Genomic DNA, 13,796 nt, shown 5'->3' with positions numbered 1-13,796 from the left:
AGCGTGGTGGTGAACGGTCGGGAAATCAACGAGAGCGTCGGGGTCCATCGGCTGGCCATGGTTTTTCCGGGGCAGGGCGGCCAGACTCCGGGCATGGGGCGGGCCCTGGTTGCCGCGTATCCGCAGGCGCGGCGGCGGCTGGCCGCGCTGTCCTCCGTCGTGGATGTCGATCTCGAGGCCCTGCTGTGCGGGGATGCGCTGGAACGCGACCCGGTCAGCGTGCATCTGGCGATGGTGAGCTTCGGAATCCTGGCCTGGGAATGGCTGACCCGTGTCCACGGGCTTCGTCCGGTCCTGCTGGCCGGGCACAGTCTGGGGGAGATCACCGCCCTGGCCTGCGCCGGAGCTCTTGGCGCCGATGACGCCATGCGTCTGGCTGCCGCGCGCGGCCGGTGCCTGTCCGAAGCCTGCGCGCAGCGGGCAGGGGGGATGACGGCGTTCGTCGGTGTGCCGCTGGACCGGATGCAGGCAGGCATCCGCCACTGGATTGAAGCGACGGGCTGCGACGACCTGTGGATCGTCAACCTGAACGGCCCGCGGCAACTTGTGGTGGCGGGGGACGCTGCCCGCCTGCAGGTCCTGGAAACCGCCATGAACCAGCTCGGACTGAGGGCCGTGCCGCTGGCTACCGCAGGGGCGTTCCATACGCCGTTCATGCGTGCGGCGGCGGCCGAGTTGGCTTCGCTCCTGCGGACGATCGCCTTTGCGCCGTTTCAGACGCCGGTTGTTTCGTCCATGACCGGGCGCCTGCTGCTGCGTCATGAGTCGCTGGCCACCCACCTTGTCCTGCACGTGGTCAAGCCGGTTCTGTGGCTTGAAACCATGCAGTTCATGCGGCGTGCGCAAACGACCCGCGTGGTCGAAGCCGGTCCCGGCAAGGGAGTACTGGTTTCGCTGGCCCGCAGTATCGGAGAGTGGAAGGTGGGGACCCAGGCGCTGGAAAATTTCACGTAGTGGGAAAATGCGCTTCCATGCTGCAGGAATCAGGTGGTAACGCTGTCTGTCAGGCACTGGATGGATCCCCTGCGCCACATTGCGAGGCGTCGTCCGGTGATCATTTTTTGAGCGGTAACTTAGGGTACACAGTATGAAGTCGATATTCATGGCGGCTCCGACACACACAAAATTGTTCTGCATTCCCCACGCAGGGGGAAGCGCCATGTATTACTCCGGATTCAAGGGCTGTTTTTCCGGGGCGATCGATGTCCATCCTCTGGAGATTGCGGGCAGAGGGCGTCGCTGCCGTGAGCCCCTGGCGACGAGCATGGATGACATCAGCCGCGACCTTTTTGCGAACATCGAGCCCTTTGCCAGCGCCTGCCCCTACGCCCTGTTCGGGCACAGCATGGGGGCAATGCTGGCTTTGTTGTGCGCGCTTCGGGCCAGGGCGGAGCACGTTCCTTTGCCCGAGGCGCTCTTCGTCTCCGCCTGCGCGACCCCGGACGATTTCCTGCGGGATTCTCGCGTACCCGTCTCGTCGCTCCCACCGGACCAGCTTTGGCGATACATCGAAAACCTGGGAGGGCTTCCCCCGGCCGTGGCAACGTCCAGGGAGTTGTGCCGATACCTCGAGCCGATCCTGTACGCGGACTTCACGGCCCTCGACACCTGGCGGCCGCTCGACATCGACCCGCTGCCCGTTCCCATAACCGCGTTCCTGGGAAGCGGTGACACGCTCCGGGAGTCCACGGCGCGCGAGTGGAAAAATCTGACGACCCGGGAGTTCTCGATGCATACTTTTCACGGCAATCATTTTTATCTGCAGGACAACTGGGGCGCGCTGGCATCGATCATCGAGCGGACGCTCGCTCCCTCCACATGGGCTGCTCAGCGGCAAAGCGGAATGACTGTGCAGTCAGAAGAGCGATGAGACGGGATGGACCGAATGGACGCATGAGGTCTCGCTTTAGCGGGTCTTGCGCGAGGTGTCGAAAATCATATTCCGGGGAACATTGATCATGCGTGACGTTTGGAAAAATTTTGTTTTCTTGCTTTGTCTTTCTTTCGCGGTTCTGATTTCCGGACATGCGGGCGCACAGGAGCGCGAGGCCGAAATCAGGGAGGTCATCACCCGGAACGCGCAGAAGATGATGGCGTTGGAGCCGAACCTGCCCGGAGTGTCCATCGCCGTGCTGAAGAAAGGCGGAGATCGTCCCGTCAGCTTGGCGTTCGGTTCGGCCTGCGTCGAAAACGACGTGCCCATGACGGTCGGGCACAAGACCAAGATCGGGTCCGTGACGAAATTTTTCACGGCCGCGCTCATCCACAAACTCATCCAGGAAAGGAAGCTCGGGTTCGACACCACCGTCGACCGATTCTTCCCCGATTTTCCGCGCGGCCGCGAGATCACCATCGAACACCTCCTGACCCACACTTCCGGCGTGATAGACATGCTTTGGCTTGAACCGGTCTTCTTGAGCCCGACCAAGGCATGGACGCCGGAAGAGCTCATCCGCATGGCCGGGGCGCAGCCGCTGTCGTTTGCGCCGGGAACGGAGCAAAAATACTCCAATACCGGGTATCTCATGCTCGCCCAGATCAGCGAGATGGTTTCGGGCCAGGGGTATGAGGAGCAGATCCGGGAGAATTTCATCTCGAAACTCGGGATGGAATCGCTTGTCGTCGGAAAGGATCAGACCGTCGTGCCGCGGCTGGCTTGCGGGTACAGCATTTCCGACGATTCCGGTCTGATCCTGCCGATCATGATGGGGATCGGCATGGCCAAGGGCGCCGGGAGCCTTGTGGCTTCTGCCGGCGATGTGGTGCGTTTGGTCAATCTCGACCGGATGCTCGAAAACAATTTTCTGGACACGAGGCCGCTTGCGCCTTTGAAGCTCGCCAATGGGACGATTGCCCAAGCGACAAGCAAGATCGGACACGGCGAATGCACCCAGAGCTACCTTGCCGGCGGTACATTGCTGATCTTCACTGATCCTGAAATCACCCTTGAAGGGCAGGTAGGGTCTTTCCCTGGTTTTGGAACAGTATTTTTTTATGATCGTGAAACTATGTTCGCGGTTGTCGTGAGCGTGAATAATGAGAAATGCGCCAATAGAGCAATGAATGTTGCTGCGCAAATTTTGTATGAATTGCGTAATTGAAAGAAATTCATTTTCCATATATATTTCGAGATAATACAATTATGCAAGCCAAATCAATGCATCGATTTGAAATAATTTGTTGATGGTTTGTTTTTAACTACGATAATTATATTTTTTTCTTATATTTTGCAGTTTTATATATCTGCTGTTATGGATATAAATTGTTATATATTGGTGTGAATTTTGCCAATATTATACAGATATGTGTGCTGCTGTTTCAGGATTGTATTGCGCGTCTATGCTTTTGGTCACGATTGTTGTCCGGAGCTTGCGCCATACTTTAAGTTTGTTCGGATCATTCTTGCGTGCAGTTGGGTATCCCCGGCCGTCTCGATTTCTTTCTAGACTCCTCTATGGATGTTTTGATAGAGTTGGCAGCTTGAGATGGAGTCATTGTCCGCAATTTCGGGCACCTGTGTAAACGTCTGGAGCTTCATGTCGGCATGCGTTGTTTGATTCATGGCACAGTGATCCTTTTTTTCGTTTTGAGCTGGAGCGTCGCATCGACGTGCCTGGCCGCGGACGATCCCGTCGCCGAGCGTGATCTCGTCCTCGGGAGTGATGTCCGGGATGACGCCCGGCAGGCGTCTTCCGGGGCTTTGAAGAAAATCGCCTATTTTGAGGCGGGTCCGTATTGGGAGTTCGAGCTTATGCGCAAAAAGGTGACCGAGTCCCTTGATCGCCTGCGCGTGCTGGACAAGGTGCAGTTCCCTGAATCCCTGCACGTCAGCCCCGGTTGGGGGGCGGACTCTTCGGTGTATCTGGCCGAAGCCAGGAAACTCATGGCCGATCCGTCGGTGGATCTGATCATGAGCATGGGAACGGTGGCGACCAAGGCCCTGTTGACCGAAAACAACGGGCGGACCCCCATTGTATCCATCGATGTGGCCGACCCTGCGGGTTCGGGAATCATCGATGCGGAAACAGGAAAGGGCGCCGTGAATTTGACCCTGCAGTACACGCGGGACAAATGGCAGAAGGTCTTTGTCCTGTTTCACCAGGCGTTGCCGTTTCACAAGTTGGGGATATTGTACCACGACTCGCCGGAAGGCCGTTCGTACTCCAATGTGAATGAAGCGCGCGAGGTGGCGCGCGACAGAGGGTTTGCCCTTGTGGAGTATGCGAAGCTCGACCAGGCGGAAAGCGCCGAGTCGTGTGCCGAGGGGGTGCGGAGCCTGGTCGACCAGGGGATCGACGCATTCTATATTTCCGCTCTGAACTGTTTTGACTGGACCCAGGAAAATCCGCGGAAGATTTTCAATCTTCTTCATGAGCGGGGAATCAAGACTTTTGCGCGTGACGGGAGCGTGCACGTGCGCAAGGGGGCGCTGATGGGGCTTTCCACCCTGGACTATGTCCCGCTCGGAGAGTTCTATGCGGGGCGGATAGCCCGGCTGCTCGGCTTCATGCCGGAAAGCGTACCGATGGTCGAACATCAGTACAGCCCCAAAATTACGCTGAACATGGATACCGCAAGAGAGTTGAATCTTGATGTTCCTCTGGTTCTGCTGATTACCGCAGATGAGATTTTTGACTCCAGTCTTGCGCCTATCCGGGATGAATCGGGGGCCCAATAGGTTGCCGGAAGACATCCGGCGGACTCACAACCAAACTGTATCGGGGGACGAGATGGCGAAAAAAAATTCCGAGACAACGAGTGAAGGGCTTGATCTGCAGGAACAGACCCTGGACGAGTCGGCGGGCGAAACCCAGGCCATGCCGATTGAATGCGAAATCGACGCGCTCATCCGCAAACGCGTCTATGCCGCCATCGGTGTGGGTTTCGTGCCTGTGCCGCTGGTTGACCTCGCCGGATTGACCGCAATCCAGACGGAGCTGGTTTACGCTCTGACCAAGGCCTATGGCGTCGAGTTCAAGAAGGAAAGGGTCAAGGCGATCCTGTCGTCCCTTGGCACCGGCGTTGTCTCGGTTCTATCCGTGCCTTTTGTCGCGTCGCTGTTCAAAAGCATCCCCGTGATCGGGATGACGACCGGCGCCGCGACGATCAGCATTGTCGGCGGAGCGGCCACCTACGCGATCGGCAAGGTTTTCGACCGTCATTTCAGGAAAGGCGGAAACCTGCTGAATTTCGACATGCAGGAGGCAAAGGCCTACTTCAAGGCGAAAATGGAAGAAGGCAAGAACGTGGCCGCCAAGATGAGGTCCGGCAAAAAAGAGGATGCGGCCCCGGCTGCGGCCGAGTCCGAAGCCACGGCCTAGGCCCGTCCTTGCGGCCTTCGGCCCGGATCGGTCCGGGCCCCTTGCGCACGGATGCGCTGTCCGTCCCGCGGAGTCGTCGCGCCGTGCGCAAGGCGGCTCCGCCGGACGCATCGTCCAGGGCTGGTAGTCGGCCGCCGGACCCTGCCGTCGCATGACGTGCTGATGCGTCAATGCAGTCGGCTTTTCACCGGTTTCGTCCGCGGGCCGGATATGTTGCGAGTATCGGGATATTACGGTTTGCCACGAACATGCACCAATTCATACAATCTCATTTTTATGCAGTGCTTCGAAAGGAAGCCGGGGCTGAAGGGCCCAGACTGATTGGCGCCTGCCTTGCGGCGGGGGTAATGCAGGGCCTTGCGGTATTCAGCGTGCTGCAGGGGCTGGAGCAGATGTTCGAGGACGACGGCATCCGCTTCCATACTTTTCTCGCTTTCCTGCTCTGTCTGGGGCTCTTCTATCGCCTTTTCCGCTATGTGACGGAGCGCGCCGCGCTCATCGCCCTGCACGGCGTCATGGCGTGGCGGATGCGCATCGCGACGAAGCTGCGCGCCGTCAACCAGCTCGAGTACTCCGGGCTCGACAAGGACGCCGTCCAGTCAGCGCTCCTCGACGACCGCGAACTGGTGGTCGAGGCTTCGCGCATGCTCATGGCCGCCGCGGTCAACACGGTGATGATTGTTGTGGCTTTCGTGAAAATGCTGACCGTGTCGCTTGCCGGCACGGCCGCAGTCATCGCTTTTCTGGGCTTTGGCCTGCTCATCTTTCTGCGGCTTGTGCGCGGGGTTTACGTGTTCATGGATGCCGCGCGCCGCGCCGAGGTGGGATTCTCGGCCTGCCTGCGCGACCTTCAGGGCGGGCTCAGGCAGCTCAAGCAACACAAGCCCAAGACGACGGACCTCTTCGCGGGACAGATCATCCCCGGCCTGGAGAGGGTCGGCGACGCACGGGAATCCACCGAACGCGGGCACGGCAAGGGCATTTCGTTTTTTGCCGTATTCAATCTGCTGACCCTGGGTCTGGTCCTTTTTCTCCTGCCCGCAGTCATGGGTATCGACGCCAGCACCACCTCCACCCTGCTGATTTTGAGCATGTTCTGTCTGACTCCCATGATCAGCCTGGTGAGCTTCGTGCCCATGCTGACCAAGGTGGAAATGAGCCTGCACGAACTGAGCAGCCTCGAAGCGCGCCTGGACGATATCGCCGAGCCGTTCGAGCGCGAGGGGGTCGAAGCCGTCTGGCAGCACCCGGACCCCAAGGTCCCTGCATTCGAATCGCTCTCCATGCAGGATGTCCGCTTCGATTATTTCGATCGGCAGGGATTGCGCCTGTTCGGCATCCACGTTGCATCGTTCACCCTGAACCGGGGGGAACTCGTGTTCATCCGCGGCGGGAACGGCTCGGGCAAGTCGACGTTCATGAACGTGCTCGCCGGGGTGTATCCGCAGCAGTCGGGAGCCATGTTTTTGAATGGCGCGCCGCTGACGGATCTGGGCATGGAGGCGTATCGCAACATCTTCACGCTGCTGCCCACGGATTTTCATCTTTTCAGCCGGCCCATCGGGGTGGACGCCTCGGCGCGGCGGATGAAAAAGGTCCTGGAATTGATGCGCATCGATTCCAAGGTCCGCATCGAGCCGGACGGTTCCTTTTCCACCCTCGACCTCTCGGCGGGGCAGCGCAAGCGGTTGGCACTGGCCTGCGCCCTGCTGGAGGACCGGGAAGTGTATCTGCTGGATGAAGTGGCGGCGGATTTCGATCCGGGATTCAGGAAGTTTTTTTATGAAGTGCTTCTGCCTGACCTCAAACGCGAGGGATGCACCATTCTGGCCATCTCCCACGATGACCGCTATTTTCACGTGGCCGATCGGGTGCTCTGCATGCGTGACGGATTGTTTGTCGAGAACGGGCATGATGGAGACGCGGCATGAGGTTTGTCTTGCTCTGCATCATGGCCGTTCTGGGGCTTGTCGTCTTCTGGTCCCTCGACTTTCAGAGCGTTGAGCATCAATCGAATATCGATATCGCGCGGGAGCTTTACGAGAGGGTGAACAACACCCGTCCATCCGTAGTCAGCGCCAAGGAGCACGAAGAGATCATCCGGGAGCGGCTTGAGTGCTATGCGCGGAACAATGACTACGCGCGACGCATCAGAGAGTGCAATAACCTGTATGCAAAATCCATAGTCAAGCAGGCCAGGGCAGTTCTGACTTCCAGGCCGGACATGGGTTTGTTTGTCAAGAATATCAATATGTGTCCTGTCATGCACAATATGTGCATCGGACAGACTGAGAATGAAATAGAAAAATGCATTGTTTTTGAGAGACAATGCATAGACTATACTTTGGATACGTATTGGCGAGGGGCATCCCGGTATACACAACAACAATACAGAACAGAATGATGAAAAAAGCATTGACTCAAGTCCGTGATTATCTGCGGCGATATCGGACGCATCTTGTGACTGCCGGGCTAGTTTTTGTGGCGCTTCTCGTGTTCCTGTGGCCGCGGATTTTTGTTTCAGTCCATCCTGGTGAGCTGGGCGTTCTGTATTCGAGATTCTTCGGCGGCACGGTTCTGGACAGAACATATCAGGAAGGAATGCATGTCATTGCCCCCTGGGACACACTTTTTGTCTATGACGTGCGCATTCAGGAGGAAACCCAGGTCGTGGAGGTCCTTACGCTGGACGGTCTGACGGTCAGCGTTCATGCGTCCCTGCGCTACCAGATCGTCCGCGACCGGCTGCCCATCCTGCATCAGCAGATCGGTCCGGACTATAAAAGAAAAATCATCCTGCCGATCATGACGTCAGCGGTTCGCCAGACCATCGGCAGCTACCGTCCCGACGCGCTGTATTCCACCGCGCGGGAAGAAATGCAGGACAACATGCTCGTGGACGCCACCGAGGAGTTGGGGCGGATTCCCATCGTCATTCACGGTTTTGTGGTCAAGGAGATCATCCTGCCCGAACCGCTGCGCAACTCCATCGTGGACAAGCTTGTGGCCGAGCAGAAATACCTTCGCTATCGCTATCTGTTGCTCGAAGCCAAGGAAGAGGCCAAGCGCAAGGCCATCGAGGGTGAGGCCGTCAGGTATTACCAGTCGCTGGTGAACGAAAACATGACCGAAAATTTCCTCCGCTACGAGGGGATACGAGCGACCGCAAACCTCGCGGCTTCGCCAAACGCCAAGGTTGTCGTGGTGGGCAGCGGCAAGGACGGCTTGCCCATCATCCTGAATACGCAGGATACGCCCAGATTGCCGGATCCCGTCAATGCCGGCGCAGACGCGCAACGGCATGAGGCCGGCCTGGACGCTTTCAACGCGTCGGGCAACGCCACGGAGACCTCTCCGGCGCGGCCTTCCCTGTCCGCGCCGCCCGCGGGCGGCGGCATCGACTGGAGTTTGCGTGAATCCGGATTTCTGGAATTCATGGACAGGCTGGACAGAACGTTGCTCAATCCGGGCAAGACGGTCCCGCAAGGCTCCCGGACCGGTTCCGAAAAGTAGGCGCGGAGCAGTCCACTCATGAAGGCGTGAGCGTCGAACGCAAAACCCTGGAACGGAGAACAACCGATGCACATTTTTTTGATGTTTCTTCTTGGAAGTCTCATTGTCGCGTTTCTGGGGCGCAACTGCAGGTTCGGCTTCTGGGGCAATTTTTTCGCCAGCATGCTGCTGTCCCCGGTGGTGGGGTTGCTGCTCGTCCTTTCAGGCAGTCCCAAGGCGGCCCCGAAGGGCGGCGACATGCCGCAAAGCGATACGGAAACGAAGGCCCCCTGAAGCGAAAATCAGCCGCTTTCACACATGGGGGCGGTCGGAGCCTTGGCGCAGTCGCGTCGCCACGGCCGTTTCGCGGCAGGCGTGTTTCTTCCCGCATCCGTTCTTCTCACGGCATGTGTTCCTGTGTTTTTTAATCCAAGTTTCGGGAGTGGATGTCTGATGAATCGTTCCGCCATCGTGGGCCGATCAGCGTTCAGCCCGGGTCGGTCGTGCGCGTGGATGCTCCTCGTCTGCTTTGTGCTGATTTTCCTCCCCGTCCATGCTCCTGCGCAGGAGTTCCCGATCAAGCGCATCGGCTATCTCGAGGCCGGACACTTCTGGCTTTTCGACCGCACCTACGAGGCCTTTCGGCAGGCGCTGGGATCCAGGAGCGGGATGCACGTGTCCTATCCCCAGGATGCCCACCACAGTCCGGGCTGGGACGCCGAGAACATGCGGCGTCTGCCCGTGCTGGCCAGGGAACTCATGGCGCGCGAGGATCTCGACCTGATCGTGGGCATGGGCACGGCCGCGGTCAAGGCGCTCCTGGCGGCGAACACCGGGCGTACGCCCATTCTTGGCATGGGGATGGCCGATCCCGTTGCCGCAGGAGTCGTGCGCGACATGACGGACTCAGGTGTGGACAATTTCACCTGCCAGGTCGTGCCGGACAGATGGGCGACCATGTTTCGCGTCTTTCACGACGTCGTCGGGTTCAAAAAATTGGGGGTCCTCTATCAGGACACGCCTGAGGGGCGCGTTTACTCGGCCTTGAACGATGTCCACGCCGTCGCGTCGGAGCTGGGCTTTTCCGTTGCGGGCTATGGCGGGCTCTCCACCGCGGAGACCGACGACGAGTGCCGCCAGGGTCTGGAGCAGCTGCGCAAGGAGGGCATGGATGCGTTCTTCATCGGCCCCCTGAATTGCTTCGACTGGGACAGCAACGACGTAACGGCCCTGCTGCAGATGCTCAACGACTGGAAAATTCCGACCTTTGCCCGCGACGGTTCCGATTTCGTCAAGGCCGGGGCGCTCATGGGCTTTTCCACATGGAATTTCGGCCCCACAGGGGAGTTCCTGGCCGGACAGGCCGCGGCCGTGCTGAACGGTAGCCTGCCGCGCTCCCTGTCCATGCTGGACAGGATCGAGCCGACTATCGCCATCAATCTGGAAACCGCCGCCAGGATAGGTTTCCATTTTCCGCTCGATGTCCTCGTCGTGTCCGACGAAATCTTCGAACACACAGTTCTGCCCAGCCCGGGGAAGGACCGGTAGACCATGCGAAGCGGCGCTCTCTTCAAGCTCAGATCAAGCATCGGGATTCTTTCGCTCGCATTGCTTGCGCTGGCCCTGGGCTTCAATGTGCTCCTGTCCGTGTCCACCTTGAACCGCCTGGTCGTCGAATCTCTGCTTTCGGGGTATCGAGGCGCTGGAGAACACCTGGCCCTGAGCATCGAGCGGGGATTGCGTTTCGGCAAGCCCCTCGGGAAGTACGCGGGCATGACGGAGATGCTCCAGGACCTGCGGGACGGGGTGGCCGGCGTTCGCGCCGTCGAGGTGGTGGATGCCGCGGGAGAGGTGCTCTACGCTGCGGCGGATGGGGCCGCACGGGGCGCGGAACGTGAACGTTTCGAGCGGAAGGCCTTCGACATCCGGGCGCTGGCCCGCACCGGCGATGACGGGGCGCCGTTGTTCCGGGCCGGTGCGGACAGTTACCGGATCGTTGTCGCCCTGAGACATAACGGCATTGTCGGCGGGGTGGCTCTGGAAGTGGCCGCGTCCACGGTCGAGGCCGCGACCACGAACTTCGTGCGCTGGGCGTCGGCCCTGCTCGCCCTGGCCAGCGTAGCCGCTGGTCTGGTCCTGGCGGCCTGGATCGGACTGCTGACCGGGACCCCGGAGTCACGGTCCCGGCTTGACCGCTCCCTGGGAGTTCTGCTGCTGGTCCTCATCGGTGGAACGCAGCTCGCATATTCGGCCGCCACCCTTTCGCTCTTCGAATCCTTCCTGCAGAGAACTGTGGTCGACAAGGCCCGGCTCGCAGCGCATTTCATCAAGCGCGACTTCGAGTACATCGTGCACAAGGGCGTGGATGTGCGCTCCCTGCAGGGCGGGGAGGCCCTGCTTGCACGCATCCTCGAAGCACATCCCGAACTGGGCGGGGCTTCGCTGAACACGTCGGAAGGGGATGTGCTGTCGGCGGCGGGGCGTCTCGATCTGGGCGGACCGGTGGTCGAGGCGTCCGTCGATGCCTATTGGCCCAGCCGTTTTCGGCAGCGCGAAGAGGTCCTGCGCGTCCGGCTGTATGTGGACCCGGAACACGTGTCGCAAAATGTCGTCCGGCTGGGCATCGACCTGGCGACATCCCTAGTCATAAGCCTGCTTTTTCTGATGGAACTGGCCAGAATGCTGGGCATGCTGTCCAGCCGCATGCTGAGTTCCCTGATGGACCCCGGCAGCGATGTCCGCCGGCCGCCTCCGATCTCGTCGGCCAACGCCTTGCGCGCGGCCGGTTTCTTCTTTTTTCTGGCGTACGACATGGGCATCTCGTTCATCCCCGTGCTGGCGCGCTCCCTGTATGCCCCGCTGTGGGGCCTGCCCGAGCAGGTGCTGGTGGGACTGCCCATTTCCGCGGAAATGGTCTGTGCGGGAGTGGCTCTGCTGGTCTCCGGGGTATTCTCGGAGCGCTTCGGCTGGCGTCTGACCGTGGCTTTCGGAGTGGCTGCCGCAGCGGTCGGGCTGTTCATGGGCGGGGTTTCGACTTCCCTGGCGGGGCTCATCGCCGCGCGCGGGGCATGCGGTTTCGGGTTCGGTTTGGTGCTCATGGCGGCCCAGATCGGCACCCTGGAGGACAAGAACGCCGGGTCCGGTCTGGCCGGAGTCTTTGCGGGCATCTTTTCTGGGAGTATCTGCGGGGCCGCCATCGGGGCGCTGCTGGCCGATCGCATCGGCTTCGGTCCCGTGTTCCATGTGGCCGCGGTCCTTGTGCTTTGCACGTTGCCCGCCTTGCTCCTCGGCGGCGTGCGCGCGAAAGGCGTCGAGGGGTCGGCTCCGCCCGACGGGAGCGACGCTGCCCCCGGGAGCGCGCGGCGCTTCATCCTCGACCCGCGGATGCACGTTCTGCTCGGCATGATCGGCATTCCCGCGGCACTCTGCCTGACGGGCTTTCTCCACTACATGCTGCCCCTTCTGCTGACCGAGGCCAAGGCGTCCCAGTCCGACATCGGGCGCGTGTTCATGCTTTACGGGCTGTGCTTCATCACGGTGGGGCCGATGCTCGGGCGCCTGCTTGACCGGTCGGACAACAAGGGCGTGTTCGCCATGCTGACGGGTCTGCTGTCCGGAGCGGCCCTGCTGATCGCGGCGTACTCCCCGACGCTGTTCGTCGCCTCGGCTGCGGTGGCGGTCATCGGGATCGCCCAGTGTTTGGCCGCGCCGTCGACGATGCTGTGCGTGGTCAGCCTGGCCTCGGCCGAAAGGCTCGGGCGCGGCAAGACGGCGAGCATGTACCGCACGCTGGAACGGTTGGGCCAGGTGGCCGGCCCGATCCTCTTCGGCATGGCCCTGGTGCGGTTCACGGCCCCCCAGACTCTGGCCGCTTCCGGGGTGGCGGTGTGCGTCCTGGCGCTGCTGTTCCTCGTATTCTGGCGTCTCAGCGGCCGGCGTTCGTGACCAGGGTCGTCAGCTCCTCCATGCGGCAGTCCCTCATGCCGGCCGGCAGATACAGGGAGAGCAGTTCCAGATAGTCGTGGGTGTCCACCAGGGTGTCGTCGTTGGCGAGAAACTCTCGGAACTCGTCCTCGGTCGGGTAGGTGAAATAGCACCGGTCGGAGTCGTCCTGGACGGCCCCCCTCAGGCGTTCGCCGTGTTCCAGCGCCGGCAGGTGGAGTTTAAAGACGTCGACTCCTGCAAAATACGTCTGCACGAAATTCCACAGCAACGATCGCGAGTAGTCGATTTCGCTCCATCCGATGTCGATCACGGGGCCGCTGTCAATGCCTTCGTCGATCTGAAAGAGCGTGCACCCCGAGCGTCTCTGCCGCATCTGCATGGCCCGGAATGGCCCGCACAGTCCCTGAATCCGGGGCAGCATGCCGGGATGCAGCCCGTAGGCGCCCAGTCGCGGCATGCGGATGATTTCGGGGGGCAGGATGTAGTCGTAGCGGCAGGAGAGGATCAGATCCGGGTCGAGGCGCCGCATGTTCTCGATGGATTCGGGGGTTCGCGCCCGCCCCCAGAGCTGGACGGGTATTCCGTAGGTGGCGGACAATCCGGCTACGGTCTGGAACGCATCGGGGCATCCTGACGGGAACTGCCTGTCCAGCCAGGGGAAAATGTGTTCCAGGGGCATGTCGCGTTCATGATCGAGCAGGAGGCCGGCAAGCGGGTTTTGCCGCTCGGCGTTGAGTACGTAATCGGAAAGGACCACGTGGATTTCATGGCTCGAGGCAAGTGCTGAGACCAGCCTGTTCAAGGCCAGGTTTCCCGCGAGGTCATGTTTGGTACAGATGACAATTTTCAAAAAAAACCCGCGTGTTAAGGTGGTGGATCAAGGTCGCTGTCGTCGTCACAGGACGGAGCCCTAGCATAGCCTGGATCGGCTTTCCAGGGCCAATGGCCCGGTTTTTCTGCATAAATCTGGGGTTGGGCGCATCATCGCCGGGGGGGACGAACAGGATCGGCCCGGGCATTCCGGTTGGCCCACGAAAA

Annotated in this window: 12 protein-coding genes; 11 read left to right on the top strand and 1 reads right to left on the bottom strand. The window is 60.4% G+C overall.

The window, feature by feature from the left end; all coding sequences use genetic code 11:
• The first annotated feature begins 9 nt into the window (after positions 1 to 9).
• From ACYQ3G_RS14620 to ACYQ3G_RS14570, 11 genes are all read left to right on the top strand, one after another.
• The gene (locus ACYQ3G_RS14620) at positions 10 to 954 is read left to right on the top strand and encodes an ACP S-malonyltransferase (RefSeq protein ID WP_459826832.1); all 945 of its coding nucleotides are present in this window, start codon (positions 10 to 12) and stop codon (positions 952 to 954) included.
• 133 nt (positions 955 to 1,087) lie between these two features.
• Entirely contained in the window at positions 1,088 to 1,870 is a 783-nt protein-coding gene (locus ACYQ3G_RS14615; protein WP_459826830.1) for a thioesterase II family protein, read from the top strand.
• A gap of 88 nt (positions 1,871 to 1,958) precedes the next feature.
• Complete coding sequence (locus ACYQ3G_RS14610) at positions 1,959 to 3,101, top strand: serine hydrolase domain-containing protein (protein ID WP_459826828.1); 1,143 nt, start codon at positions 1,959 to 1,961, stop codon at positions 3,099 to 3,101.
• Positions 3,102 to 3,544: 443 nt separating this feature from the next.
• Positions 3,545 to 4,678 carry an ABC transporter substrate binding protein gene (locus ACYQ3G_RS14605; protein WP_459826826.1) on the top strand — a complete coding sequence of 378 codons (1,134 nt, stop codon included), beginning with the start codon at positions 3,545 to 3,547 and terminating at the stop codon, positions 4,676 to 4,678.
• A 52-nt stretch (positions 4,679 to 4,730) separates the two neighbouring features.
• Positions 4,731 to 5,321, top strand: a complete 591-nt coding sequence (locus ACYQ3G_RS14600) for a YcjF family protein (RefSeq protein ID WP_459826824.1) — start codon at positions 4,731 to 4,733, stop codon at positions 5,319 to 5,321.
• Positions 5,322 to 5,668: 347 nt separating this feature from the next.
• A complete protein-coding gene (locus ACYQ3G_RS14595; protein ID WP_459826822.1) occupies positions 5,669 to 7,252 on the top strand; it encodes an ATP-binding cassette domain-containing protein in 1,584 nt (527 codons plus the stop codon).
• Positions 7,249 to 7,725 (top strand): hypothetical protein, encoded by a 477-nt coding sequence (locus tag ACYQ3G_RS14590; protein ID WP_459826820.1) that lies wholly within the window; start codon positions 7,249 to 7,251, stop codon positions 7,723 to 7,725. The genes ACYQ3G_RS14595 and ACYQ3G_RS14590 overlap by 4 nt, the downstream gene beginning before the upstream one ends.
• Positions 7,725 to 8,834 carry a prohibitin family protein gene (locus ACYQ3G_RS14585; protein ID WP_459826818.1) on the top strand — a complete coding sequence of 370 codons (1,110 nt, stop codon included), beginning with the start codon at positions 7,725 to 7,727 and terminating at the stop codon, positions 8,832 to 8,834. The genes ACYQ3G_RS14590 and ACYQ3G_RS14585 overlap by 1 nt, the downstream gene beginning before the upstream one ends.
• Positions 8,835 to 8,900: 66 nt before the next feature.
• Positions 8,901 to 9,107 carry a hypothetical protein gene (locus tag ACYQ3G_RS14580; RefSeq protein ID WP_459826816.1) on the top strand — a complete coding sequence of 69 codons (207 nt, stop codon included), beginning with the start codon at positions 8,901 to 8,903 and terminating at the stop codon, positions 9,105 to 9,107.
• A 159-nt stretch (positions 9,108 to 9,266) separates the two neighbouring features.
• A complete protein-coding gene (locus ACYQ3G_RS14575) occupies positions 9,267 to 10,361 on the top strand; it encodes an ABC transporter substrate binding protein (protein WP_459826814.1) in 1,095 nt (364 codons plus the stop codon).
• Between the two features lie 3 nt (positions 10,362 to 10,364).
• Positions 10,365 to 12,758, top strand: coding sequence for an MFS transporter (locus ACYQ3G_RS14570; protein WP_459826811.1), 2,394 nt, complete (start codon positions 10,365 to 10,367; stop codon positions 12,756 to 12,758).
• Here the strand turns inward: ACYQ3G_RS14570 and ACYQ3G_RS14565 are convergent.
• A complete protein-coding gene (locus tag ACYQ3G_RS14565; RefSeq protein WP_459826809.1) occupies positions 12,739 to 13,515 on the bottom strand; it encodes a formyltransferase family protein in 777 nt (258 codons plus the stop codon). The genes ACYQ3G_RS14570 and ACYQ3G_RS14565 overlap by 20 nt on opposite strands.
• Positions 13,516 to 13,796 lie beyond the last annotated feature (281 nt).

Source organism: Desulfomicrobium salsuginis, assembly GCF_054657795.1.
The sequence above is the reverse complement of the archived record's forward strand: the minus strand, read 5'-3'. Positions and strand labels throughout refer to the sequence as shown.

Excerpts from the sequence above, each read along its gene's own strand:
- ACYQ3G_RS14615 (WP_459826830.1), top strand. The coding sequence starts at position 1,088 with ATGAAGTCGATATTCATGGCGGCTCCGACACACACAAAATTGTTCTGC.
- ACYQ3G_RS14610 (WP_459826828.1), top strand. The coding sequence starts at position 1,959 with ATGCGTGACGTTTGGAAAAATTTTGTTTTCTTGCTTTGTCTTTCTTTC.
- ACYQ3G_RS14605 (WP_459826826.1), top strand. The coding sequence starts at position 3,545 with ATGCGTTGTTTGATTCATGGCACAGTGATCCTTTTTTTCGTTTTGAGC.
- ACYQ3G_RS14600 (WP_459826824.1), top strand. The coding sequence starts at position 4,731 with ATGGCGAAAAAAAATTCCGAGACAACGAGTGAAGGGCTTGATCTGCAG.
- ACYQ3G_RS14595 (WP_459826822.1), top strand. The coding sequence starts at position 5,669 with ATGCAGGGCCTTGCGGTATTCAGCGTGCTGCAGGGGCTGGAGCAGATG.
- ACYQ3G_RS14590 (WP_459826820.1), top strand. The coding sequence starts at position 7,249 with ATGAGGTTTGTCTTGCTCTGCATCATGGCCGTTCTGGGGCTTGTCGTC.
- ACYQ3G_RS14585 (WP_459826818.1), top strand. The coding sequence starts at position 7,725 with ATGAAAAAAGCATTGACTCAAGTCCGTGATTATCTGCGGCGATATCGG.
- ACYQ3G_RS14580 (WP_459826816.1), top strand. The coding sequence starts at position 8,901 with ATGCACATTTTTTTGATGTTTCTTCTTGGAAGTCTCATTGTCGCGTTT.
- ACYQ3G_RS14575 (WP_459826814.1), top strand. The coding sequence starts at position 9,267 with ATGAATCGTTCCGCCATCGTGGGCCGATCAGCGTTCAGCCCGGGTCGG.
- ACYQ3G_RS14570 (WP_459826811.1), top strand. The coding sequence starts at position 10,365 with ATGCGAAGCGGCGCTCTCTTCAAGCTCAGATCAAGCATCGGGATTCTT.